Origin of the sequence: uncultured Bacteroides sp. (genome assembly GCF_937912035.1) — a bacterium.
Taxonomy (GTDB): domain Bacteria; phylum Bacteroidota; class Bacteroidia; order Bacteroidales; family Bacteroidaceae; genus Phocaeicola.
This window is the reverse complement of record NZ_CALDPF010000002.1, coordinates 124,797-151,795: the sequence shown is the minus strand read 5'-3', so window position 1 is coordinate 151,795 and position 26,999 is coordinate 124,797. Positions and strand designations below refer to the sequence as shown.

General features: G+C 38.3%; 19 protein-coding genes. 10 read left to right on the top strand and 9 right to left on the bottom strand.

Features of this window, described 5'->3' with window-relative positions:
• Positions 1-1,110: 1,110 nt before the first annotated feature.
• The 4 genes from Q0486_RS00540 to Q0486_RS00525 all read left to right on the top strand — a co-directional run bounded on the left by Q0486_RS00540 (position 1,111) and on the right by Q0486_RS00525 (position 6,193).
• Positions 1,111-1,626 carry a hypothetical protein gene (locus tag Q0486_RS00540; protein WP_299229180.1) on the top strand — a complete coding sequence of 172 codons (516 nt, stop codon included), beginning with the start codon at positions 1,111-1,113 and terminating at the stop codon, positions 1,624-1,626.
• Between the two features lie 352 nt (positions 1,627-1,978).
• The gene (locus tag Q0486_RS00535; RefSeq protein ID WP_299229177.1) at positions 1,979-2,503 is read left to right on the top strand and encodes an RNA polymerase sigma-70 factor; all 525 of its coding nucleotides are present in this window, start codon (positions 1,979-1,981) and stop codon (positions 2,501-2,503) included.
• Positions 2,504-2,531: 28 nt separating this feature from the next.
• Positions 2,532-3,548, top strand: coding sequence for a FecR domain-containing protein (locus Q0486_RS00530; RefSeq protein ID WP_299229174.1), 1,017 nt, complete (start codon positions 2,532-2,534; stop codon positions 3,546-3,548).
• Positions 3,549-3,634: 86 nt separating this feature from the next.
• The gene (locus Q0486_RS00525) at positions 3,635-6,193 is read left to right on the top strand and encodes an outer membrane beta-barrel protein (protein ID WP_299229171.1); all 2,559 of its coding nucleotides are present in this window, start codon (positions 3,635-3,637) and stop codon (positions 6,191-6,193) included.
• Positions 6,194-6,447: 254 nt separating this feature from the next.
• Here the strand turns inward: Q0486_RS00525 and hisB are convergent, their stop codons facing one another.
• The 6 genes from hisB to Q0486_RS00495 form a co-directional block, all read right to left on the bottom strand.
• Complete coding sequence (hisB, locus tag Q0486_RS00520; RefSeq protein WP_299229167.1) at positions 6,448-7,569, bottom strand: bifunctional histidinol-phosphatase/imidazoleglycerol-phosphate dehydratase HisB; 1,122 nt, start codon at positions 7,567-7,569, stop codon at positions 6,448-6,450.
• 9 nt (positions 7,570-7,578) lie between these two features.
• Positions 7,579-8,616, bottom strand: coding sequence for a histidinol-phosphate transaminase (gene hisC / locus Q0486_RS00515; RefSeq protein ID WP_299229164.1), 1,038 nt, complete (start codon positions 8,614-8,616; stop codon positions 7,579-7,581).
• 11 nt (positions 8,617-8,627) lie between these two features.
• Positions 8,628-9,902, bottom strand: coding sequence for a histidinol dehydrogenase (gene hisD / locus Q0486_RS00510; protein WP_299229161.1), 1,275 nt, complete (start codon positions 9,900-9,902; stop codon positions 8,628-8,630).
• 20 nt (positions 9,903-9,922) lie between these two features.
• Positions 9,923-10,774, bottom strand: a complete 852-nt coding sequence (gene hisG, locus Q0486_RS00505) for an ATP phosphoribosyltransferase (RefSeq protein ID WP_299229155.1) — start codon at positions 10,772-10,774, stop codon at positions 9,923-9,925.
• Between the two features lie 253 nt (positions 10,775-11,027).
• Positions 11,028-11,519, bottom strand: coding sequence for a PaaI family thioesterase (locus tag Q0486_RS00500; RefSeq protein WP_299229152.1), 492 nt, complete (start codon positions 11,517-11,519; stop codon positions 11,028-11,030).
• A gap of 12 nt (positions 11,520-11,531) precedes the next feature.
• A complete protein-coding gene (locus Q0486_RS00495) occupies positions 11,532-11,831 on the bottom strand; it encodes a Dabb family protein (protein WP_299229149.1) in 300 nt (99 codons plus the stop codon).
• A gap of 84 nt (positions 11,832-11,915) precedes the next feature.
• Between Q0486_RS00495 and Q0486_RS00490 the strand changes: the two genes are divergently transcribed.
• Positions 11,916-13,307, top strand: a complete 1,392-nt coding sequence (locus tag Q0486_RS00490; RefSeq protein WP_299229146.1) for a transglycosylase SLT domain-containing protein — start codon at positions 11,916-11,918, stop codon at positions 13,305-13,307.
• Between the two features lie 87 nt (positions 13,308-13,394).
• Here the strand turns inward: Q0486_RS00490 and trxA are convergent, their stop codons facing one another.
• The 3 genes from trxA to Q0486_RS00475 form a co-directional block, all read right to left on the bottom strand.
• Positions 13,395-13,694, bottom strand: a complete 300-nt coding sequence (trxA, locus tag Q0486_RS00485) for a thioredoxin (RefSeq protein ID WP_299229143.1) — start codon at positions 13,692-13,694, stop codon at positions 13,395-13,397.
• A 132-nt stretch (positions 13,695-13,826) separates the two neighbouring features.
• A complete protein-coding gene (locus tag Q0486_RS00480; protein ID WP_299229141.1) occupies positions 13,827-14,429 on the bottom strand; it encodes an OmpH family outer membrane protein in 603 nt (200 codons plus the stop codon).
• A gap of 28 nt (positions 14,430-14,457) precedes the next feature.
• A complete protein-coding gene (locus Q0486_RS00475) occupies positions 14,458-14,682 on the bottom strand; it encodes a hypothetical protein (RefSeq protein WP_299229138.1) in 225 nt (74 codons plus the stop codon).
• Between the two features lie 235 nt (positions 14,683-14,917).
• Between Q0486_RS00475 and Q0486_RS00470 the strand changes: the two genes are divergently transcribed.
• The 5 genes from Q0486_RS00470 (at position 14,918) to Q0486_RS00450 (ending at position 26,998) form a co-directional block, all read left to right on the top strand.
• Complete coding sequence (locus tag Q0486_RS00470; RefSeq protein ID WP_299229135.1) at positions 14,918-16,375, top strand: aminoacyl-histidine dipeptidase; 1,458 nt, start codon at positions 14,918-14,920, stop codon at positions 16,373-16,375.
• 2 nt (positions 16,376-16,377) lie between these two features.
• Positions 16,378-17,391 (top strand): endonuclease, encoded by a 1,014-nt coding sequence (locus Q0486_RS00465; protein WP_299229132.1) that lies wholly within the window; start codon positions 16,378-16,380, stop codon positions 17,389-17,391.
• 87 nt (positions 17,392-17,478) lie between these two features.
• Positions 17,479-20,430 carry a PEP/pyruvate-binding domain-containing protein gene (locus Q0486_RS00460; RefSeq protein ID WP_299229129.1) on the top strand — a complete coding sequence of 984 codons (2,952 nt, stop codon included), beginning with the start codon at positions 17,479-17,481 and terminating at the stop codon, positions 20,428-20,430.
• A gap of 119 nt (positions 20,431-20,549) precedes the next feature.
• The gene (locus tag Q0486_RS00455) at positions 20,550-24,590 is read left to right on the top strand and encodes a hybrid sensor histidine kinase/response regulator transcription factor (RefSeq protein WP_299229126.1); all 4,041 of its coding nucleotides are present in this window, start codon (positions 20,550-20,552) and stop codon (positions 24,588-24,590) included.
• A 149-nt stretch (positions 24,591-24,739) separates the two neighbouring features.
• Positions 24,740-26,998 carry a S9 family peptidase gene (locus Q0486_RS00450; protein ID WP_299229123.1) on the top strand — a complete coding sequence of 753 codons (2,259 nt, stop codon included), beginning with the start codon at positions 24,740-24,742 and terminating at the stop codon, positions 26,996-26,998.
• Position 26,999: the final 1 nt, after the last annotated feature.

Here is a 26,999-nt window from a genome sequence, read left to right as displayed (position 1 = left end):
AGAGCACGTGATTTGTAATCTCGGGGTCGTTGGTTCGAATCCGACAAGAGGCTCAGAAAATCAGGTTGAATATTCAACCTGATTTTTTTGTGTTTTAATTTAAGTTTTGCAAGTAAAATTTGACCTTTTAAAGTCTGTCGAAGGTCTCAAAAGTCTGTATTTAGACTTTAGCAAAGATTTCTCCGATTGTTTTGTAAGATTCATAGCGTTTAACGATGTCTGTTAGTATATTGTATTGCTAAAGTACAAAGATACTACTCATGATTCTTGAAATTCTTATTATTGTTTTCGAGCAATCATTATTTCTGAAAAAAATTGATTTTGTAATAATATATATATATCTTTGTAGATAGCTGAATGATTGTATTTTTTGCTTTGCATTTCTAATATTATGGATTATCAGAATTTTGGACTTTTTTGTTTTAATCATTTATTGCTTGCGAAATTTAATATATGTTTATTGTTCGTGAATATAAAAACATGGGACAAGAAGCTATACATACTTTTAAGGAAATAAGGATATCGCATAAAAAAGATGTTCACAAACTTATGGACGTAGGTTCATCAAGAAACGTGTCGATATAGATTGGCGGCTTTAGATTGTAGATGAGAAAGTGGGGCTTGAAGATATAGATAAGATATAGGTAAGAATTACAAAGGTACTTTGTTAACGATAAAAGATTGGGTTATAGGGTTGGTATGGATAAGGTTTCTTAGTGGAAATGAAGCCAATCCACTATATTAGGTTACCATAGACGCCCCTAACCTTTTATTAATCAAATACATATTATGTCGGCTGACAATGGAAAATAATTCAGTTTTAAGTGGAGAGTACAAATAAACTAAATGTTTTTTTTGCTTTCTTAAACCATACCATTCATGAGAAAGAGATGCCAGCAAATACCAATGTGTAGAATGGGCAATACTTCCTAAAAGGTACGGATCTTGGAGATATAACACAGGAACAGGTAATGCGCGTTCAGGATATCTTAAACTCCAGACCGAGGAAAAGATTAAGTTATATTACTCCGAAAGAAAAATATAAATCAGTTAACTAACAAGGAATTTGATACTGTTGCATTATCAGTTTGAATTCGGAACAATCATATTATGAAGACAAATTTTTTATTAAAAGTATTATTGGGTGTATTATTAATTCCTGTTCTTTTTACTTCCTGTAAAAAAGATAATCTTATTTGGGATTTTATACCTATCGTTATTTCCATAAATGTGGTGGATGAATCAGGTAATAATTTAATGGATCCCGCTACAGAAAATTCAATGGCAGGAAATGAAATAAAGATTACTTTCCGTGGAAAAACCTATATTCTTGATGAAGAACCTAATGAAAAAACTAACTCCAGGGCTTATTTGCCGAAGTTTCGTGGGTTATATTCATTTGACGAGTCTCGAAAAGATTTTCAATATGGACTATTCTTTGGAGAACTTGCAAGAGATGATAATTATGATGAAGAAATTGTGATAGATTGGGGTGATGGAAGTAAGAATGATATAATTGTCTTTAATCATAAGTTTTGGTGGAAAAAGGATAAACCAAAATCTGAAACAACATATTATATTAATGGTAAAAAGGTAAACGGAGAGTATATCATAATAGAAAAATAAACTATATGAATTTGTAGGAGAAGTAACATTTTTTACTTTCCGTAATCTTATCGAAGTTCATAATCCCCATTTCATTATTCACAGTGAAAGATGTGAAGGTGAAATGGGGAATATTTTTTACTGAATGATTTAATAAACAATCACGACACAGTTTCAATTTTATGTAGAATTCCATTGTTGTAACATCTTCCCATTTTTATCTTGCCGTATTTTAGGTCGTGTTACTATGGAATATAATTGGGGATATTTTATCTTTTTTCTAAAACGTATTTGTAAAGATAAACTTTAAGTGCATTGTAAATATAAATATTACCTTTGTACCAGAATCAGAAAATGAAAAGTCTGAACTAATATGCAAAAATCCTTTTTTAAAATACATTGTTTTGAGCAGTTGTATAAGGAAAACTATGCTCGTTTGTATTATTATGCCTTTCGTTTCATTACAGACGAAGAGGTATGTAAGGATATTGTCAACGATGTATTTGAGAAAGCTTGGCAGAATTTTGAGGATTTGAAGCCTGAAACAGCTACAGCCTATCTGTATGTACAGACAAGGAACCGCTGTATAGATTATTTGAGGCATAGGCAGGTTGAGGAACAATATGCCGATTTTTATCGGATTGTCACCGAAGAGGATACAGATGCATTTCCCGATGAAATGGAAGAACGGGTGCAACGCATTGAAAAAATTATCGAACAATTGACCGACCCGACTAAAACTATTCTGAAGGAGTGTTATTTTGATAATAAGAAATATCAGGAAGTTGCAGATAAATTCGGTATCAGTATTAGTGGTGTCAAGAAGCATATCATGAAAGCTTTAAGGCTTTTAAGGGAAGAATTCGGCATAAAAAAGGTACCCGGAAAGAATTCTTGAACGTAAATTATATAGAACAGATAGTATTATGGAAATGGAAGATAAAATCGTACGTACGCTGGACGCAATGGAGCATCCCGAAAACTTTACGAAAGAGGAACTGGATGCCATACTGGGCGACGAGGATTGCGTCCGTATCTGTCGTGATTTATTAGATAGCCGTGAAGCGCTGGCACGCCGTTATGCTACTGCTCCGGATGTAGACGCCGAGTGGCAGTCTTTCAAGTCCCGAAAAGCGTTAAGTGAGATGTCTGCGCAACCGAAAAAGAAAACACGTATGCTTTATGTTGGTATTGCTTTGTCGGTTGCAGCTTCGGTTCTCCTGTTTTTGTTGTTGCGTCCGTCTGTTTCTGAAGAATATACCGTATTTAGGGCAAATCTTGAAGCACAGGTTGTTTCGATTGAAACCAAGAATGGTGTTAATACCTTGTGTATTCCGCGGGGAATGAACAAGCTGGTGATACTTCCGGACAGTAGCAGTGTTTGGCTGAATGCTGAAAGTTCTCTCCAATATCCGGAAAGTTTTGAGGGAATGAAACAGCGTGAGGTGTACTTGAAAGGAGAAGGTTATTTTGAAGTAACCAAAGATGCGGAACATCCTTTTATGGTGAAGACTGACGCTTTGGAAACTCAAGTATTGGGAACTTCTTTTAATGTCAAGGCTTATTCGGGTAATGATACGCAGGTTACGCTATTGGAAGGTAGTGTAAGGGTGACTGACAGAAATCATAATGAGTTGCAATTGAGACCGGGTGAACATACTGATGCACAAATGCATAAGACATCTGTAGAGAATAGCATCGATTATCGCTCATGGATTGATGGGCAGTTTTATTTCGACAATGTGGAACTTGTGGAAATTATGCGTGAATTTGGACGCTGGTATAATGTAGATATTGTTTTTACTCATAAAGAAATCATGCATGAACGTTTGCATTTTCAGGCCGATCGTAGTGACTCTTTGCAGGATATTTTGGAACTATTGAATAGTATGCAACGGGTAAAGGTAAGTTTCGAAAAAGGAAAAGTAGTGGTCGGTATCTGATTTTTTTTGAAAAAATAGTTTTTTGTGGTACCCGATATCAGGAGGACTACGTATTACTTGCAGAAGAATATAAATTTACAGAAGTTATGAAAAGAAAGAGTATTTATCTTTTGCTGGTTTTTATGAGTATAACTCTGGTACTTCCGGCGCAAACAAAGGACCGTTTCAGCATTGAGTTTAAAGGCGAAACGTTGCCTACTGCTTTAAAAAGACTGGAACAGGTGTCTGGCTATCGTATCCTCTTTACATACAGTGACGTACAGTCGTATAGGGTAACTGTATCCATTCACGAAAATACAATTATGCAAGCGGTAGAAAAAATACTTGAAAACAAGCCGCTTACTTATGTACGAAAAGGAGAAGAGTATATCGTTATTGTGTCGAAAGGCGTACAGAAGACTCCGGTTGCTATCCGTGGTATGGTGGTTGATGAAAAACAACAGCCTATGCCTTACTGCAATGTATTGTTGCTTACCGTTGATTCTGTATTTGTAAACGGGAGTGTTACTAATGAGGATGGAACTTTTCTGATGACTGGTGAAGCGGATGTCCCTTATCTGCTGAAAGTTTCCTACATAGGTTATGCAACCGCTTTGCAGATTGTAGGATCTAAGAATCTAATACAGCTCCTTCCAGATGCTCATACGCTGGAGGAAGTGACTGTTACCGCAAATCGTCCGTTGATAGAATCTCAAGCCAACGGCTTGAAAGTCAATGTAGCCGGTACTTCGCTTGCTCAAATGGGAACAGCTAATGAGATGTTGACTCATCTTCCGTTTGTAACAAGTAAAAATGGGAGTTTATCGGTTTTGGGTAGCGGAAATCCGGAAATTTATATTAATAACCGGAAGGTGCGTGATATAGGGGAACTCGACAGGCTCCGTGCTACAGAAATTCTTTCGGCTGAAGTCATCACTACTCCCGGACCGGAATATGCTGCGGATGTAGCTGCGGTAATCCGTATTCGTACCCTCAAACAAAGAGGGCAGGGATGGAGTGGCAGTGTTAACCTTGCGTATGATCAAGGAAGTTGGGCTAATGCTAACCAGCAGGTTGCATTGAATTACCGTACCGGTGGATTGGATATTTTTGTAAAAGGATATGTTAGTGAAAATAATTCGTACGGAAAGACTAATGCTGTTATACAAACTTATGGGAAGGACCAATGGGAAACAATAGCCAACGATACACAGACGTCCAAATCAAAAAGATTATCAGCTGAAACCGGATTTAATTATGAAGTGAACGAACATCATTCTTTCGGTGTGAGATATACGCCGGAAAGTACTTTGGGAATAGGGCAGCAAGAATCTTGGGGTGAAACGACAACTTTCTGTAATGGAGTAGAAGTTGATAATTCAAATTTTCAGCAGATTTCTCAGTTTAAAAACGGGTTGAACCATGCTGTGAATGCTTATTATGTGGGTGAATTTGGAAGGTGGATGATTGATTTTAATGCTGATTACCTTAATAATCAGTTGAGTACCAGTCAATATGCCGAAGACGGAAGTAAAGAAGAAATTTACAGTAATTCTGATTCAAGAAGCAAACTTTATGCGGCGAAATTGCAGGCTGGTGTATCTATGGGGAGAGGACAATTATCTTTTGGATCGGAAGGTACACTGACGGAAAGAGATGCTCTTTTTACTCAGAGTGGTTATTCTGAAGATGCCGACAACCTTATCCGGCAGAAAACTTTTGCGCTTTTTGCGGGGTATTCCATAAATTATGGAAAGTGGAAAGCTAATGCAGGATTGCGATACGAGCATAGGGAAACAGATTATTATGATAAGGGAATACGTATTGACGAGCAGAGTCCTGTTTATGACGAACTCATTCCTACGGCATCTGTCAACTGGTCGTACCGTGATTTAAGTTTGGCACTTACTTATCGCATGATGAAAGGTAACCCTTCTTATAGTATGCTGACTAATGCTATCAGCTATAGGACACAATATTCATATACTACCGGAAATCCGAGACTTGAGCCTAGTCAAACTAATATTTTGTCATTTAATGCTTCTTATAAATGGTTGTTTGCCAATATCCAATATTTCCGTCCCAAAAACTCGATTGCAAATATAACCATGCCATATAATGAGGAAACTCATCCTGGAGTATTGCTTTTTGGTGCTGCCAATCTGGCCGCATACAATGGTTTTGCTTTCAATCTTGTAGCATCTCCCAAGGTAGGTATGTGGCAACCGCAGTTTAGTGTATCGGCTTTGCTTTCTCCGGCAGACGGTCGTAATTTAGGAATTGATGTATATCGAAAGCAACCTGTATTCAATTTAGGATGGGACAATAGTTTTAATCTGCCTCACGGTTGGTTTCTGAACTTGCAGGCTAATATGAATACAGCAGCCAGGATGGGATATGCTGTAATTCGTGTTGAGGGTAGGGTTAATGCGCGTATCAGCAAGTCTTTCCTGAAAGAGAATGCTTTGACACTGTCGTTTACAGCAAATGATATTCTTCGTACCGGTTATTATCACTTTAATGTTTATGGAATAGACTCTTATAACGGAAATCGCATCTATCGTGACTGGCAACGTGTTGGCATTCAGCTTTCATATAAATTCAACTCAACCAAGAGTAAATATAAAGGAACTGGTGCCGGTCAAAGTGAAAAGAGTCGTCTGTAAAGTTTTTATGGAAATTTGGTATTTAAAGTACGGGCATAAAAAAAGGAGCACCGCTGTACTCCAACCTTTGTTAACCTTAAAATCTAATACTATGAAAAACACGTTGCAAAGGTACGGACTTTTCCTGAATTTGCAAGTTTTGTGCGCGAAAACAAATGTTTTATAACATGGTTTAACTGTTTTGGTTGGTTTGAAATTCTTATTAACAAAAAAAGGAGGCTGTTAAGCCTCCTCCGGTTATTAATGAGTTGTTGTTATATACATCCTTTGCTTGACGGAACTTCAAAGTGATATACATCACGTTTTACGGCCATTTTGATACTTCGTGCAAGGGCTTTGAAAATGCCTTCAATCTTGTGGTGTTCGTTCTGGCCTTCAGCTTTTATGTTGAGGTTCATTCGTGCCGAGTCACTTAATGACTTGAAGAAATGCAGGAACATTTCGGTAGGCATATCGCCTATTTTCTCACGCTTGAATTCTGCATCCCAAACCAGCCAGGCACGTCCTCCGAAATCGAGTGCTACCTGACACAGGCAGTCGTCCATGGGCAGACAGTAACCGTATCGTTCTATTCCGCGTTTGTTGCCTAATGCCTTGTAGATACATTCTCCAAGAGCTATAGCTGTGTCTTCTATGGTGTGATGTTCGTCCACTTCGAGGTCTCCTTTTACTTTTATAGTAAGATCCAGTCCTCCGTGTTTACCTATCTGTTCAAGCATGTGGTCGAAAAATCCCAAACCTGTACTTATATCGCAAGCTCCGTTGCCGTCGAGATTGAGGCTTATATAGATATCGGTTTCTTTTGTTGTTCGTCTTACTTCAGCTTTTCTCTCTCCGGCAAACAGGAATTCGGCTATCTTGTCCCAGTCCTTTGTCGCAAGGGAACAATATTCCTCCAGTGATTTCTCTTTCAGAGTTTCTTTGTCATCTTGCAGGAGAATGGCTTTGCATCCAAGATTTTTGGCCAGTTCTACATCTGTGGCACGATCGCCTATAACATAACTTCCTGCTAGGTCGTATTCAGGATTGTCGATATATTGTGTAAGCATTCCTGTGCGTGGTTTTCTGGTAGGTGCATTGTCTTCAGGAAAACTTCTGTCTATACAGACATTGTCGAAGGTTATTCCTTCGTTTTCCAAAGTCTTCATTACAAGATTGTGTACAGGCCAGAATGTATCTTCCGGAAATGAGTTTGTTCCGAGTCCGTCCTGATTGGTTACCATAACGAATTCGTAGTCCAGTTTCTCGCGCACAAAACTCAGATTTCGGAAAACCTTAGGATAGAACTCAAGTTTTTCGAAAGAGTCGAGCTGATAGTCAACAGGTGGCTCTATCACCAGTGTGCCGTCGCGGTCGATGAATAATATCTTTTTCATTGTCTCTCCTTATTTATAGTTTTTAAGAGCCTCTATAAGTTTGTCGTTCTCAGGACGCGAACCTATAGTAACTCTGAGGCAGTTATGGCACAAAGTGACATTAGTACGGTTTCTTACTATTATTCCTTTATTTACCAGATAATCGTATATATTTTTTGCGTCAGTGACTTTGGCTAGGAAGAAGTTGGCATCGGTAGGGTAGATATGCTCGCAGCAATCCAAATTGCCGAACTTTTCAATAAGTCTGCTGCGTTCGGTAAGTAATGTTTTCACCCATTCCTTAATCTGATATTCTTTGCCTATCATGTTGATAGCTTCTGTTTGGGTGAGATGGTTTACATTATATGGATATTTCACCTTATTGAACACTGAAATGATTTCTTCAGATGCGAATGCCATACCTAATCTTATTCCGGCACATCCCCACGCTTTTGAGAATGTCTGTAGTACCACCATGTTAGGATATTTGTCGAGCATTGTTGTGAATGACTTTTCTGTGGAAAAGTCTATATATGCCTCGTCTATTACCACAATTCCCTGAAAGTTCTCTAATACGGTTTCTATCTCTTTGTGACACAGATTGTTACCTGTGGGATTGTTTGGCGAACATAGAAAGATCAGTTTGGTGTTGTTATCTGTTCTTGACAGAAGTTCTGAAGCCTTGAATTGGAAATTTTCGTCTAGCAATACTTTTCTGTATTCTACGTCGTTAATATCCGCACACACTTTGTACATACCGTATGTAGGATCTATTGCTACGGCATTGTCAACGCCGGGAACACAGAATGTACGATAGAGAATATCTATTGCCTCATCACTTCCGTTTCCTAAAAATATTCTGTCTTTGCCTATGTTTTTAACCCTTGAAACCAAAGTTTTCAGTTCTGTCTGTAATGGGTCGGGGTAACGGTTGTTTGGTGTGTTATATGGATTTTCGTTAGCATCGAGAAATACAGATGCCGTAGCGCCTTTATACTCGTCTCTGGCTGATGAGTAAGGTTTAAGCGACCATATGTTGGGGCGTATAAGTTCTTTTAATTCTTTCATTGTCTTGTCCGTTATTTAAGTCTTACTGTCACGGCATTCTTGTGGGCGTCAAGATATTCGTTTGCCGCCATTGTCTCAATTGTAGGTCCTATGTTCATTATGCCTTCGCGTGTAATTTCCTGGAATGTAATCTTGCGGGTGAAACTGTCCAGATTTACTCCGCTGTAGGCTTTTGCATATCCGTTGGTAGGAAGGGTATGATTAGTTCCCGAAGCATAATCGCCTGCACTTTCCGGTGTGTATGGACCGAGGAACACCGAGCCGGCATTGACTATTCGTTCTGCTACCTGCATATAGTCCTTAGTTTCGATAATCAGGTGTTCGGGTGCATATTCGTTAGTCATTTCTATAGCTTCGTCAATGGTATTTACCAATATAAGTTTGCTGTGTGAAAGTGATTTTTCTGTTATTTCCTTTCTTGGTAATACAGCCAGCTGTTTTTCCACTTCCTCTTTAACGGCATTGATGAGCTGTTCTGAAGTTGTAATCAATATTGACTGACTGTCCACTCCATGTTCTGCTTGTGAAAGCAGGTCGGATGCCACGTATGCCGGATTGGCTGTTTCGTCTGCAAGCACAGCTACTTCCGAAGGTCCGGCAGGCATATCTATAGCTACATCATGTAGTGATACTTCCTGCTTTGCCGCCATTACGTACTGGTTGCCCGGGCCAAATATCTTATATACTTTAGGGATGCTTTCAGTACCGTATGCCATTGCTCCTATAGCCTGTACGCCACCGGCTTTGAATATTCTGCTTACTCCGGCTGCCTTGGCTGCATAAAGTATAGCTGGGTTGATTTTACCTTCACGGTTTGGAGGTGAACACAGAACTATTTCTTTGCATCCTGCAATCTTTGCCGGAGCTGCGAGCATTAGCACTGTAGAGAAAAGGGGAGCTGTTCCTCCTGGAATGTATAGACCAACTTTCTCTATGGCTACTGCTTTCTGCCAGCATGTAACTCCTGTTGTAGTAGTGACTTTCTGTCCTTCAAACTTTTGTGATGCGTGGAATGTACGAATATTTTCCAATGCCTTGCCGATGGCTTCCTTCAGTGTGTTATCGGTAGCTTTTTCAGCTTCAGCAAATTCTTCTTCAGTTACTTCGAGTGACGATAGTTTTACCTTGTCGAATTTCTCTTCGTATTCAATAACGGCTTTGTCGCCTTTTTCGCGTATATCACCAAGTACTTGTAGCACTGTGTCGCGAAGCGTTGCCGTGTTTAATGTGGGACGACTCAGAAGGTTTTTCCATTCTGACCGTGCAGGATATTTTATTATGTTCATTTTTTTAAAGGTGTTGGTAGTTAGAGGATCATCTTTTCGATAGGAAGAACTAAAATGCCTTGTGCGCCGATAGCTTTCAGCTTTCCTATTATCTCCCAAAAGCATTTTTGGTCAAGTACGGTATGTACGCTGCTCCATCCTTCTGTGGCAAGTGGCATGACTGTAGGGCTCTTTATTCCCGGAAGAACTTCAATGATGTCCTTAACCTTGTCTGTAGGAACATTCATCAGTACATATTTCTTGTCTTCGGCGGCTTTCACGGCATCCAGTCTGAAGAGCAGTTCCTTGAGGATTTCCTTTTTCTCGTCGCTCATGTTCTTGTTGCCAATCAGCAGAGCCTCGCTTTTCATTACCACTTCCACCTCTTTGAGGTTGTTACTGATAAGCGTGGAGCCGGAGCTTACTATATCGAAAATGGCATCAGCCAGTCCAATACCCGGAGCTATTTCTACCGAACCTGTTATAACGTGTATATCAGCTTTTATGTTATTTTTATCGAGGAATTTTTTCAGAATCACCGGATAGGAAGTAGCAATTTTCTTTCCGTTGAACCATTCCAGGCCGTTATACTCAATTTCTTTATGCAGGGCTAGAGACAGACGGCATTTGCTGAATCCCAGCCTTTGGACAATATCAGCTTCTTCTTCTCTTTCTTCAAATTCGTTTTCACCTACTATACCCATGTCGGCAACTCCACTTGCCACGCATTGAGGTATGTCGTCATCGCGCAGGAACAGGATTTCTACAGGGAAGTTTGTTGACTGTGTGAGCAATGTGCGTTTTGATGTTGACAGTTTGATGTCAGCTTCTGCAAGCAGGGCCATTGTGTCTTCGAACAAGCGGCCTTTTGATTGTACGGCAATTCTTAGCATATCTTTCGATTTTAAAAGTTTATAATCTGCATTAATAAAAAAGGCTCACCGTTTGTTTTACGGCAAGCCTTGAATAAATCTTTTTCTATAATGAACTGCATGAGCCATCAGCCTACCGATTATTTCGTCAGGAAATGATGATGGTGATGTAGAGCAGTTGTAAAAATCATAACTTTTTCTTATTGTTTGCGACAAAAGTATAGTGAAAGATTTATAATTCCAAATTTTTAATGCAAAAAGTTTGATTTTTCTTTCAAATTAGCGGATTGACATCTTCTTCTTCAGTCTCGCATCCGTAGAAAAACATGTCTTTTTGCGCTTTTTCTTTTGGAAAAGTAAAGTATGTGCAAGTAGCTTTGGTACACTCTTCTCCCTTCATATTATAGATTGATGCATCTACCAGTATGATATTTCGTTTCTGTTCTTTAATATGTGCGCGTAACACCACATAATCATCTGTAGTCATTATGGATTTCATGTATCTGGTTTCCATTTTCGACGTTACGCCTGTAGTCTGAAGCTTTCTTGCTATCACCCATGCGCAGATTTCGTCCAGCAGTGTAGCCTGTATTCCACCGTGCAGTGTGTTTACCCATCCCTGATATTTTGCTTCCGGATGCCAGATACTTACTATATCATCTCCGTCTTCGTAGAATTCCATTTTTACTCCGGCTTCATTGTTGGGTGCACATCCGAAGCAGTAATATCCGTCGAGACCTTTCCAGGGGTTAATAATCTTTTTCATAGGCTGTTTCAATTATATTTCAAAATCCACGCATGCTCTGTCTTCTTTTGCTTCTTTAATAATTCCAGCCGCAGCCACGTGATCTGGATGGACAGAATATGCTTTTACATCTTCCAGCGAATCGAATGTACTGTCAAGGCAGATATCCCACTTTTCGGATGTGTTGATGTTTAGTCCTACATGAATATCTTTTATGAATTTGATTTTTTCAGGCAGTGATTCAATAGCCGATTTGAAATTGTTCATTATTTCAATTTTCTCATTTTCAGACAAGCTTTCTTTCAGCTTGAACATAACAATGTGCTTGACCATAGTTTGTATATTTTATTTATTATAGTATTTTTGTATACGGCAAAGATAGCGAAATATATTCATTAATTATTAAAATGTAATACGATGAAGAAACGTAGATTGTTAATTCCTTCGATAATAGTGCTTATTGTAGCCTTGATAGCCATAACTTTTGTTATAAACAAGGAACATGAAGTTGAAATTATTCATGATGATCTGGAGCAGGTTCTTGAAGATGGAGAACTTATAGTTCTTACGATAAACAGTTATGCATCATATTTTAATTATAGGGAAGTTCCTATGGGATTTCAATATGAGCTTGCACAGGGATTTGCAAAATCGCTGGGTGTAGAATTGAAAGTCATAGTCTTGAACTCGGAAGTTGAGCTGGTGGATGCCTTGCTAAGTGGTGAAGGAGATCTTATAGCATATAATCTTGCCATAACGAATGAAAGGAAAAAAGAACTGATATATTGTGGAAAAGAGAATATATCGCATCAGGTATTGGTTCAAAGAAATGGTAATGATGCTTTGGATGATGTTACCCAACTTGTAGGAAAAGATGTATATGTCATGCCGGGAAAATATGAAGAACGACTTGAAAATTTGAACCATGAGCTTGGGGGAGGTATATCAATACACGAAGTTACCGAAGACAGTATAACGAATGAGGACCTTATTGAAATGGTCGCTAAAGGTAAAATAGATTATACTGTGACCAATAACGAACTGGCTAGGATAAATAAAACATATAATCCTAATTTGGATATAAATATGGAAATAAGTTTTGACCAGCGTTCTGCATGGGCAGTAAGGAAAACTTCGCCTAAGCTGGCTGAGGCTGCGGATAAGTGGCATAGAGAGAATATAAACTCAGCCGAGTTCCAGGCTAGTGCCAGAAGATATTTTGAACTTAACAAACATATTCCACAGGGCTCTATTCTTTCACTTAAAGATGGCAGAATATCATATTATGATGATTTGTTCAGAAAATATGCGTCGCAGATAAACTGGGACTGGAGATTGCTTGCAGCCTTGGTCTATACCGAATCAAATTTTAATCCGTCAGCTGTTTCTTGGGCTGGTGCAAAAGGTTTGATGCAGTTGATGCCTTCTACAGCCAGAGCTTACGGTATTCCTCCAGGAATGGAAAGTGACCCTGAGCAAAGTATTAAAGGGGGAGTAAAATATATATCGGAGTTACAGAAAATTTTTTCTAAAGTAAAGGATGACAATGAACGTATAATGTTTGTTCTTGCCTCGTATAATTCCGGTATAGGTCATGTGTTTGATGCTATGGCTTTGGCAGAGAAGTATGGGAAAGATAAATATCTATGGGAAGGAAATGTTGCTGTATATATGTTGCTCAAGAATAAGGAAGAGTATTATAAGGATCCAGTTTGCAAGAATGGATATTTCAGGGGTACTGAAACTTATAATTTTGTACGTGATGTACTGACTAGAGCTGATGTGTATATTAAAAATATAAAAGATTGATATAAAAACAAATGGCTGAAAAGTTATGGTGAAACTTTCAGCCATGTTTGAGCAATAAATGATGAAAAATGAGAGTTTAATTATTTATTATTTGAACATTTCTACGATTTTATTTAGTTCTCCGGCGTTTATTACTCCACTTTGTCTCCACATTTGTTTTCCATTCTTGAAAATCATCAGTGTAGGTACAGACTGTATGCTGTATTGCATAGCTAGTGCATTATTTTTGTCTACATCTACTTTTACTATTCGCACCTTGTCACCTTGCATGTCCTTTACTTGTTTTAAAATAGGGGACATCGTTTTACAAGGACCGCACCATTCAGCGAAAAAATCTACAATTACTGGTACGTCTGATGAAGATATTAATTCGTAAAAAGTTTCCATAATGTCTATCGTTTTATGTTGTCGTCAATTAACTATAAAACAAAACAGGCATTGTTTTTGTTCGGAACAAAAATAAAAAAAGGTGGAAAAATCCACCTTTATATTCTTTAAATATTATTTTCAGAAATCGTATTATTTGTTGAGACCAGAGTAACGTGCGTTAAGTCCGTCAACAATTTCCTGTGTAATATTGAATGCAGGATCAGCATAAAGAAGATTGTCGAAGCCTGTGTTGCTGATTATAAGGCTATAACCTTTATCCTTGTTGTATATTTTCAGGAATGAGTTGATTGAGTCTCTCAACTGAAGGCTGTTTTTCTGGTTTTCGTCTGCAAGGTCCTTGCTAAGTTTTTCCTGCAAAGCTTGAAGATCCTGTTGCTGTTTGATGATGCGATTCTGCTGTTGCTGAGCACTTTCTGCACTTACGAAACCGTTGTTTTCATATTTACGCTGGAATTCTTTCATCGCAGCATCAAGAGCTTTAGCCTTTTCGTTAAGAGTTGTACGGATGTTTTCTTCCTTCTTAATCATGAGCTCGTTCAGGTCATTCCAAAAACGGTATTTTGTAAGAAGTGAGTCTATTTCAACGTATGCAATCTTCATGTTTGTTGTACCGGAAGCTGCAACAGGTGTTGCTGTTTGTGTTGATTCACCATTGTTTCCTGCGCACTGTACAAACATTACAGCCATAACCACAGCTAAAAATCCTTTGAGGATGTACTTAGTCTTTCTCATAAATTCTTTATATCATTTAAGTTAATTATTATTCTTCTTCATTTTTCTGTCGTTCCGAGATTGCGTTAGGGTTTACTTTACGCTGCTCTCTGTCTTGTGACTGTACACATCCGATTCCCCTCTTGCGCATTGCCTTGCTGCCACTCACATGAGTGTTAGGGAAACGTCCGTTCTTCTTAAAAAGTATTTTTACACATAATAGTGCTATGCAGACAGCTACTATTATCAGTGTAGCGAGTATTGTTTTAAGCATTGCTATAGTTTTTATGACAAATAGGATTTGGTTCAGGATATTCAAAATTTGAAAAACTGCGTTTTTCATTTGTCTCTCCGCTCACCTTTCACTATTTTTGTGGTGCAAATATATAGTTTTGTTACGATTAAAACCTCACAATGCTTTTAAAAAAGTCAATATATATGTGTAAATCGACTTATTTAACTTATTTTTGCATAGTTAATAATTACATAAATACTTAATACTGATAATTATGGAAGTAAAAGACTTGACTCCTAAGATTGTTTTTCATTATTTCGACGAAATCTGCCAGGTGCCTCGTCCTTCTAAAAAGGAAGAGAAAATACGTGCTTATCTAATTGCTTTTGCCGAAAGTAAAGGACTGGAATATAAAGTGGATGAAGCCGGAAATGTTCTGATAAAGAAAAATGCTACTTCTGGAATGGAAAACAGAAAGACTGTTATACTGCAGTCGCATATAGACATGGTTTGCGAGAAGAACAACGATACTGTACATGATTTCGAAAACGATCCTATTCAGACATATATAGATGGTGAATGGCTGAAGGCTAAAGGTACTACTCTCGGTGCAGACAATGGTATCGGTGTAGCTACTCAGTTGGCTGTGTTGGCATCGGATGATTTGCAGCACGGTCCTGTTGAATGTCTGTTCACAGTAGATGAAGAGACAGGTCTGACAGGAGCATTTGCATTGAAAGAAGGCTTCATGAACGGAGATATCCTTCTCAACCTTGACTCTGAAGACGAAGGCGAACTGTTTATCGGATGTGCCGGAGGTGCAGGAACAACAGCTCAGTTCCCTTGCCCTATGGTGAAATCGCCGGAAGGTTATTTCTTCTTCCGTGTTACTGTGAAAGGTCTTACAGGAGGTCATTCAGGAGACGATATCAATAAGAAACGTGCCAATGCCAACAAAGTATTGAACCGCTATCTGATGCTTCTTTCTCAGAAATACGATTTATATATTGCGGAAATAGATGGAGGAAACCTTCATAATGCGATACCTCGTGAAGCTCATGCTGTATGTGCAGTTCCTATGAAGGACAAGGAATCGGTAAGAGTGGATTTGAATATATTCCTTGCTGACATAGAAAACGAATTCTCTGTTACAGAGCCGAACATAAGAATGGATCTTGAGTCTGAAACAGCTTTGCCGGAAGTAATAGAGAAAACTGCAATGACCAAGTTCCTCAACTCTATCCATGCAGTGTACAACGGTGTGTTTGCCATGAGTCAGGATATAGAAGGACTTGTAGAGACATCGTCTAACCTTGCTTCTGTCAAGATGCGCGACGGACAGATTGTGGTTGTTACAAGCCAGCGCAGTTCTATTCTGTCTTCACGTAAAGACATGTCGCAGACAGTACGTTCTGCATTCGAACTTGGCGGGGCAACAGTCACAACAGGCGATGGTTATCCGGGATGGAAGCCAAATCCTTCGTCTGAAATACTGAAAGTGGCTGTAGACAGTTACAAAGTATTGTTCGGCACAGAACCTAAGGTTAAAGCTATACATGCCGGATTGGAATGCGGTCTGTTCCTGGAGAAATATCCTTCTCTTGACATGGTTTCATTCGGACCTACATTGCGTGGAGTACACTCTCCTGACGAAAGAATGCTTATCCCTACAGTGGACAAGTTCTGGAGACATTTGCTTGATGTTCTTAAGAATATACCTCTTAAAGCTTGATTATGAGCTTTATAAGAATTTTGATTTGTTGGGTGGCAGGGTTCATGTCGTTGGACCTTGCTGCTCAACAGTCTTTTCTGGTTATGGAGTATAACGTGGAAAATCTTTTCGACTGCCGTCACGATTCCCTCAAAAACGATTCGGAATTCATGCCTGATAGCCCCCGGGGCTGGAATTACGGTAAATTCCGGAAAAAAGTAGAAAATATTGCCCGCGTAATACTTTCTGCCTCGCGCGAAAATGTTCCGGATATAATAGGCCTTTGTGAAGTGGAAAACGAGTTCTGTGCAAAAACACTTGTAGGATATTCCCAACTGAAAGAAGCCGGCTACGAATATATAATCACAGATTCACCCGACGAACGAGGCATAGATGTACTCCTGCTTTATCAGCCTTACACTTTCAGACTGCTTGACAAAAGATCCATTCATGTTCCCACTGCGAGTATTGGCGGACGGCCTACACGCGACATTCTCCATGCTTCGGGACGAATTGTAACAGGTGATACTCTGGATATTTTCCTTGTGCATTTCCCTTCTCGTTCAGGAGGTTGGAGGAAAACCGAAAAGTTCAGACTCATGGCTGCAGGAATACTGAAATCGGTTGCAGACAGTGTGATGAGTATCCGTTCAAATCCAAATGTTATAATAATGGGCGATTTCAATGACTATCCGCAGAACAAGTCTATATCCTCAGTCCTGAAAGCTTCCAGACCAGAAAAAAATATTGAACGAAATACGTTATACAATCTAATGGAAGGTAGGGAAGGAGGTACTTATCGCTATCGTGGGCAATGGGGTATACTGGACCAAATTATAGTCAGCGGCAGTCTGTTGGGAGAGGGCAGTATAAGGACTGATTATTCTAAAGCAAGCATCATCGACTTCCCTTTTTTGCTTGAGGAAGACGATAAGTATGGTGGTGTCACTCCATTCCGTATGTATAACGGCATGAGATATAAGGGGGGATATAGCGATCATCTGCCCATTTTGCTTGAATTCGAGCTGTACCATTAGCAACAATCCATTTTTTTGATAAAGATTTATTGCATAAGTCAATTGAAATGACGATTTTTGTTATATAGAATATAAATCATAAATCCTATGCTCAGTAAGTTAAAGTTAAATCAGCTTTATTTCAAGGATACTCAATTTGCCAATCTGATGACAAAACGAATATTCAACGTTTTGCTTGTGGCAAATCCATACGACGCTTTCATGCTGGAGGACGACGGACGTATAGACGAGAAGATTTTTATAGAGTACATGAATCTCAGTTTGCGTTATCCGCCACGCTTCACTCAGGTTTCCACACCGGAAGAAACATGGAAACAGTTGGGAAACACCATGTTTGATCTGGTTATATGTATGCCTGGAACTGATAGCAGCGACACTTTCGATATTGCCCGTGACATCAAGGCCAAATATCCGCATATACCTATCGTGGTTCTGACTCCGTTCTCGCATGGTATCAGAGAAAGAATGGAGCATGAAGACCTTAGTGTGTTCGAGTATGTGTTCTGCTGGCTTGGTAATACAGATCTTCTTGTGTCAATCATCAAGCTGATAGAAGACAAGATGAATCTGGAGCACGATATAAAGGAAGTGGGTGTACAGATGATAATGCTTGTGGAAGACTCAATACGTTTCTATTCGTCTGTTCTTCCTAATCTGTACAAGTTTGTGCTTAAGCAAAGTCAGGAGTTTGCAACCGAGGCATTGAACGAACATCAGCGTACGTTGCGTATGCGTGGTCGTCCTAAAATTGTACTTGCACGTTCATATGAAGAAGCGATGAAGTTGTATGAAACATTTAGTAATAACGTGTTGGGTATAATATCAGATGCCAGATTTCCACATGACGGCAAAATAGATCCTTTGGCTGGAGTGAAACTTCTAAAAGAAGTGCGTAGTCGTGATCCGTTTATGCCTCTGATTCTTCAGTCGTCAGAGGAAGATAACCGTAAGTATGCAGACGAGTGTAAGGCAGTATTCATTGACAAAAATTCCAAGAAGATGAATATCGATCTTCGTGAGGCTGTTTCGGATAATTTCGGTTTTGGAGATTTCGTATTTATCAATCCAAAGACCAAGGAGGAAGTGGCAAGAGTCCATAACCTGAAGGAACTGCAGAATATAGTATTTTCTATTCCGGCAGATTCTTTCCATTATCATATCAGCCGAAACCATGTGTCGCGCTGGCTTTATTCACGCGCCATTTTCCCTGTGGCAGAATTTTTGAAACAGGTGACATGGGATTCCCTACAGGACCTTGACGCCCACCGACAGATAATTTTCGAAGCCATTGTACGCTATAGGAAAATGAAAAATCAGGGTGTAGTGGCAGAATTCAAGCGTGAACGTTTTGACCGTTATTCCAATTTTGCCCGTATAGGTGAAGGGTCATTGGGAGGAAAAGGGCGTGGTCTGGCATTTATCGACAATATGATTAAGCGTCATCCTGATTTCGATGATTTTGAGAATGCATCTGTTGCCATACCGAAGACTGTTGTTCTGTGTACAGATATTTTCGATGAGTTTATGGACAGCAACCGTCTTTACCAGTTGGCATTGAGTGATGCTGATGATGAAACTATCTTGAGGGCCTTCCTTCGTGCCAAGCTTCCGGACAGACTGGTAGAGGATTTCTTTGCCTTCTTCGATGTGGTTAAATCTCCGCTTGCCATACGTTCTTCAAGCTTGCTCGAAGATTCTCATTATCAGCCTTTTGCCGGTATATATTCCACATATATGATACCATATATGGAGGACAAGTACGAGATGCTTCGTATGCTGAGTGATGCCATAAAAGGTGTTTATGCTTCAGTATTCTATAAAGACAGCAAGGCGTACATGCAGGCTACCAGTAATTTGATTGACCAGGAAAAAATGGCCGTGATACTTCAGGAAGTGGTTGGTACACAGTATGGAGACAGATATTATCCTGCCATTTCCGGTGTTGCACGTTCAATAAATTATTATCCTATAAATGACGAGCTTGCCGAAGAAGGAACAGTAAGTTTGGCTTTGGGACTCGGAAAATATATAGTTGATGGAGGACTTACATTGAGAGTATGTCCTTATCATCCGGACAAGGTGTTGCAAACCAGTGAAATGGATATAGCATTGCGCGAGACACAGACACGCTTCTATGCTCTCGACCTTAAAAACACGGGGCATAACTTCTCGCTTGACGATGGATTCAATCTTTTGAAACTGCATGTCAAGGATGCTGAGGCCGACGGCTCACTGAACTATATTGCGTCAACGTACGATCCATACGATATGGTGATACGCGACGGTATCTATCCTGGCGGAAGAAAGATTATTACGTTTGCAAATATTCTCCAGCATGATGTATTCCCATTGGCCCGTCTCTTGCAGTTGGCGCAGAAATATGGTCAGGGCGAGATGCGTCGTCCTGTTGAAATAGAATTTGCAGTAAATTTCGATGCCAGCAAGAAGACAGGAGTTTTCTATCTTCTTCAGATACGTCCGATGGTTGACATAAAGGCAGACCTGGATGAAGACTTGAGTCTGATTCCTGAAGATAAGATAATATTGAAGAGTGAGAACTCTCTTGGTCATGGAGTTATGGATGATATATGTGATATAATTTATGTCAAGACTGACGGATATTCGGCTTCGAACAATCAGCTCATAGCATACGATATAGAGAAACTTAACAGGAAATTTCTGGATGAAGGAAAGCATTATGTACTTGTAGGTCCAGGCCGGTGGGGTAGTAGCGACACATGGTTGGGGATACCGGTGAAATGGCCTAATATCTCAGCTGCAAGAATAATAGTTGAGGCAGGCCTGACCAACTATCGTGTTGACCCAAGTCAGGGAACCCATTTCTTCCAGAATCTGACATCATTCGGTGTGGGATATTTCACCATAAATGCATTTATGAACGATGGTATTTATAATCAGGAGTTCCTGAACAGTCTGCCTGCTGTGGAAGAGACCAAATATCTGCGCTGGGTGAGGTTTGAGTCGCCATTGACGGTGAAGATGGATGGTAAGAAGAAGTTGGGAATTGTTGCTTTTTGATTTTATTAGTATAGAAAGAATGTCTTATGATAAATTTATAAGACATTTTTTTTACTTTTGCTGTATATAAAAAATGACGTATGTTTGACTTAAAATAAAACGCTAATAATTTTATAATAATGAATCCCAGATTACTACTCGTATTACTCGTTATTTTAATATCACATTTGTGTGTTATTCCTGTATCTTCTGTAGAACCGCAGATTGTTAACTATTCTGCTGCATCAGGTTTGCCAAGTAATGAAGTTACTGGTATTGTAGAAGATGATATGGGTATGATGTGGTTTGGAACTACCAACGGATTGGCACGTTTTGATGGGTATGAGTTTAAAGTTTTCCGTTCGGATTATTTGTCACCGTTTTTTTTAAAATCGAACTCAATTCGTTTAATGGAAAAAGCTCCTGATGGCAAGCTATGGATTGTTACCAATAAAGAAATTGCTGTGTTTGATACAAAAAAGCAACAGACAAGACATATAGAAATAAAAAGTTCGATACTGAAGAAAATCAAGTCGCTATTATTGTCACGAAATGGATATATATATTTGGGAACGACGCAAGGCCTGTATGTGTATAATAATGAAAAAGAAGAGTTTACTCATATAGATGATTCTAAGCTTAAAAAATTATATATAAATTCATTATATGAGGACAAGAATGGTATTATATGGGTTGGAACTTGGGCATCAGGTTTTTATACATATAATCCTGAAAATAACAATACTTTTTTCTATGATACGGTGTGTAAAGGTAAGTCATATCGTGTTACTGATTTTGTAGAAGATAATAAAGGAAGAATGTGGATTACTACCTGGGACAATGGTGCGTTGATAAGATTGGATAATCCTCAAGATGTGTATTCGTATGATTATACTATAATTCCTGTAGAACAAAAATCTAATAAACTCTCTAATCCGGTAATGTTTAATATAGAATATGACGGAAGAGAAAACAAGATGTGGGTTTCTACTGCTAATGGTTTGTACCTTATGAATGATCTGGAAAATACTTCGTCATTTATTCATTATGGCCCTTCTGATTTGAATGGTATAGAGGTTACAAAAATCAATATATGCTCGAAAGGTATTTTGTGGACTTCTGTTTTGGGAAGTGGTGTTAATAAATTGATAATCAGGAATTATCCGTTTAATAATTTGGATTTGCTTAACTCAAAAGAAAATAGTAAGGTAAAAATTGTAACGTCATTGTTTCAATATGAAGACTCTTTGCTTTTTGTTGGAGAGAGATTGGATGTACTTGATATAGTAGGCTTGAATCCTATTCACCGAAAAAAAACAATAGAAATTCCATCTTTAAGTAAGCTTTCTAAGAAAAGTAATGCAATAGTTGGTTTTGAAAAAGACAATAAGCGCGATAGGATATGGATAGCTACAAGATACGATGGAGTATACTGTCTGGTAGGCAGAAATCTCAAGAAAGCTAAACTTATGAGGGTAAGAAATAAATTTGGTAACATTCGGTTTATTTCTGATATATGCATGAAAAACAATGGAGAATTATGGTGTGCTACTGAAAATAAGTTATACTTGTTGAATTATACCAAGGGAAATCTTACAAAGAAAGAGGTTAGTATAGTTGCTGACTATATAAAAGATAACCAAATTACATCACTGTATTTCCATGCTGGTAAGTTATGGATAGGTACAGATGCTTCAGGAATCTTTTCACTTGATAAAAATGATAATGTAACTGAATATTCAGTTGAAAATGGAAAATTAAATTATGATAATATATTATGTATGTACAGTGACTCAAATGGCACATTTTGGGTCGGTTCTAATGGAGGTGGATTAAGTAAATTTGATCAGCATGAAGGAAAGTTCAGAATGATACCTTCGGTAAAGACATCATCAGATAATATTATATATTCTATAATTGAGGATTGTGGTAATTTATGGATGGCTACAGGTAGGGGAATATGTCGTATGAATATATCAGACGAATCATCTGTAAAACTTTATACTTCCATAGATGGTATAAAAAATACACAGTTTTCTCCAGGGGCAGCTTTAGCTTTGTCAGATCATACTCTGTTATTTGGTGGATATAATGGGGTGGATTGTTATAATCCTGCTCAGGATATGGCAGACAGCACATGCTTCTCTACAGCTATAGTAGATTTATCTGTTAATAATGTTCCGTTATCAGAGTTTTATGGGAGAAACAATAATAGTCAATTACCCCCATATACTGATAAGTTATCTCTTTCTCACAATCAAAATAATATAATGCTGGCTTTTAGCGGATTAACTTTCAAATCACCATATTCTGTTGGATATGCCTATATGCTTGACGGTGTTGATAAAGAATGGTTATATGTAGGGGCCGATCGTCGTAGAGTATCATATAATAATCTTCAGCCGGGGAAATATCAGTTTTCAGTGAAATCCTGTAATGAAAATGGTGTTTGGTCTCCTGTTGAAACTATGTCTATAACGATTCTTCCTCCACCATGGCTTACATGGTGGGCATACATTATATATTGGGTTATTATTATAGTAGCTGTATACATATCATATAGAATAATACATAATAGGATAAAGCTACAGAATGAGTTGAGGATAGAACAGATAGAACATCAGAAATCTGATGAAGTAAATCAGGTAAAACTGAAATTCTTTACCAATATTTCTCATGAGCTTTTCACTCCTCTTAGCGTTATGCAGTGTTCTGTAGAAAGTCTCAAAATGGATAATGTTTCTGATTCTCATACTCTTGACATAATGCAGATAAATTTGCGTCGTCTAAAGCGTCTTCTTCAGCAGATAATGGAATTCAGAAAAGTAGAATCCGGAAACTTGAAATTAAAGGTTAGTAATAATGATATAGTTCCTTTTATAAAAAATGTTTGTGCCGAAAATTTTCAGCCGTTGCTTGAACGGAAAAATATAACTATGGATTTCAGGTGTGAACAGGATTCAATATTCGCTTGGTTCGATATAGACAAACTTGATAAGATTTTATATAATCTTCTTTCCAATGCCTTGAAATACAATTATGATGGAGGAGTTATCACAGTTAGTTTGAGAGAAACATATAAGGATGATAAACGGAATATTGTAATAGTAGTGGAAAATACAGGTGAGGGTATTCCAGAAAATAAATTACCGGGTTTGTTCCGTCGTTTTTATGAAGGAGATTATAGAAAATTCCATACTCAGGGAACAGGTATAGGGCTATCCCTTACGAAAGATCTCGTAGATCTTCATCATGGAGTAATAAGTGTAAGCAGTATTGTCGGTCAGATGACATCATTTGTTATAACATTACCGGCAGACAAAGACTGTTATGCTTCTGATGAAATTGATGATAGCATAACATCATTGGCAGAAGGTAATGCCGGAGAAGAAATGATTATTGATTCGGATGAACAGAAAACAGATATACTTTTGGTGGAAGACGATCCGGATTTGCTTTCTGTTATGGAGAAAATTCTTGGAAGGGTATATAATGTACATACTGCAAATAACGGTAAGGAGGCTATGGGATATCTCAAGTCTGATGGTAAGGCTGATATAATTGTTACTGATTATGTGATGCCTGAAATGAACGGTATAGATTTATGCAAATCAATAAGAGAAGATGAAGAACTCTATTACCTGCCGGTCGTTATGCTTACCGCTAAAACTCAGGCTGAATTCCAAAAACTGGGTTATGCAGCTGGAGCTGATGTCTATTTGCCTAAACCAATAGAAATGTCTGTTCTGATAGCTCAGATAAACTCAATAATAAGTAACCGCCGTATGGTGGCAAAGAAATATTTGTCGGAAGATTCAGAAAATATAGTCGAAGAAACTGGAACAAGTTTATCTGAGTCGGATAAGGAGTTTCTTGATAAAGTGGTTGCTGTTATTGAAGAAAATATGGAAAACAGTGATTTTACCAATGATCTTCTTTATGATAAGATGAATACTACTCAGTCTACTATGTACAGAAGATTGAAATCATTAACTGGGTTGTCTCCTAATGAAATGATACGTGATGTAAGAATTAAGAAGGCATGTGAATTGTTGAAGACAAAAGATATGCAGGTTTCAGAAGTAGCCTATGCTGTAGGATTTACTGATCCGAAATATTTCAGTCTTATTTTTAAAAAGGTGAAAGGGATATCACCTAAAAAGTATGTGGAATCTTTATAATGATTAGTATATGCATAAATTATAATATAATCTGAATAAAAAATATATATAGGATAGTTGCTGAAAGCTATATCTTTGTACATAATTCTTGTATTAAGATATGGCTTTTTGCTTTTTTATACCTTTTTTATAGTTTAATTATTTATATTATGACAAACAGTTATTTAAAGTCTTTTATCGTTTTTGCGAATTTTTTCTTGTGGGGGAGTTTTCTTGCGTATTCACAGGGAACATTGTCTGATTATAACAGGGCATACGAGGTTAAGAAAATTTATAGCTTCCGACGTGTTCTGAATGGACGTGTAGAACCTAACTGGATTAGAGATACTGATAGTTTCTGGTATATTCGTAATTCAGAGGATGGAAATGAATATGTGAGAGTGAATGCCAAAACTACAGAGCGGTCTTCATTATTCAATCACCAGATTCTTGCGTCACAACTCTCTGAACAGTCTGGCAAAAAGTGTAATCCTTCACGATTGTTGCTTGGTAAAGTATCTGTAAACAGGGAATTTAATGTTGTGAGGTTTGAATTTTCTGGTAAAAAATGGTCCTTTAATACTGAAAATAATAAACTGGTATGTGAAGGAAATCTGAAACCGGCTCCGGCCAGGCCACATTGGATGGTTGTTGATGAAGAGAAAAACGGTAATTCGGTCTTGTCTCCTGACGGTAAGTATGAGGCATTCATAAAAAATGACAATGTGTATGTGAAGGAATTGTCTTCAGGAGTTGAAACTCAGTTAAGTATAGATGGAACTAAGGGAAATTATTATTCATCATATATAAAATGGTCTCCCGATTCAAAGAGTGTTCTTTCATGTAAAATACGTCCTGCTGAAAAACGTTATGTCTATTACGTAGAGTCTTCTCCAAAAGATCAGCTGCAGCCAAAGCTCCATAAACAGGAATATGCCAAGCCAGGAGATGAGTTACGTTTTAAAGTTCCATGTATCTTTAATGTAGCGGAAAAGAAATCACTTATACCGTCTACTGAATTATTCAGTCATCAGTATAATTTAACTAACTTTTCGTGGAATTCCGATAGTAGGGCTGTCACATTTGAATATAATGAACGCGGACATAAAGTTTATCGTGTTCTTGAGATGTCAGCTCAGGACGCTTCTGTCCGTCCTCTTATAGAAGAAAAGGAAGAGAAATATGTTAACTATCCGAGAATATACCGTAAATACCTGAGAGACGGAAAAAGGATAATATGGTCGAGTGAACGGGACAACTACAATCATCTTTATATGTACGACCGTGCTACAGGTAAACCGACACATCAGATTACTAAAGGAAAATGGTACGTGCGTGAAATACAACATGTTGACGAGAAAAATGAATTGATTTATTTTTCGGCTAACGGAGTGGATAAGAAAGAAGATCCATATTTTATCCATTACTACAAAATAAAGTTTGACGGTACAGGAATGAAAGAGCTAACTCCGGAAGAAGGTATGCACAAGTGCTGGTATTCTTCAGATTACGATTATATGGTTGATGTTTATAGTTCTTCAGATAAAGCCCCTGTAGCATTGCTCCGCAGTGCAGATAATGGAAAAATCATTATGACCATAGAAAAAGCTGATATTTCTGCTTTGGTGAAAGATGGTTGGAAGGCTCCGGAATCATTCTCAGCTAAAGGTCGTGACGGAAAAACAGATATATGGGGACTTATATATAGACCTTCTAATTTCGACCCTAAGAAAAAATATCCTGTAGTAGAATATATTTATTCCGGTCCGGGTAATCATTATGTTCCGAAATCATTCTCATCTTACAATGGGTGGATGACTTCTTTGGCTGAATTGGGATTTATAGTTGTACAGGTTGACGGTATGACAACATCGTTCAGGTCAAAAGAATTTGAGGAAGTATGTTATAAAAACCTCAAGGATGCAGGTCTGCCTGACCATATTGCCTGGATTAAGGCTGCAGCGAAGAAATATCCTTATATGGATATAGATAGAGTAGGAATTTTCGGATGTTCTGCCGGAGGTCAGGAATCAATGTCGGCAGTTCTTTTCCATCCTGAATTTTACAAGGCGGCGTATTCGGCATGCGGATGTCACGATAACCGTATGGACAAGATTTGGTGGAATGAACTTTGGATGGGATATCCGGTAGATGAATCATATAGTGCTTCATCAAATGTGGATAATGCACATTTGCTGACCAGACCTTTGATGCTTGTTGTGGGAGAAATGGATGACAATGTCGATCCTGCTTCTACCATGCAGGTGGTAAATGCTCTTATAAAGGCCAATAAGGATTTTGAACTTGTAGTATTACCGGGCGAGCATCATACAATGGGTGGAGATTATGGAGAACATAAACGTTTTGATTTCTTTGTACGTCACCTTATGGGGGTAAATCCTCCTTTGTGGAGTGAAATTAAAAAATAAT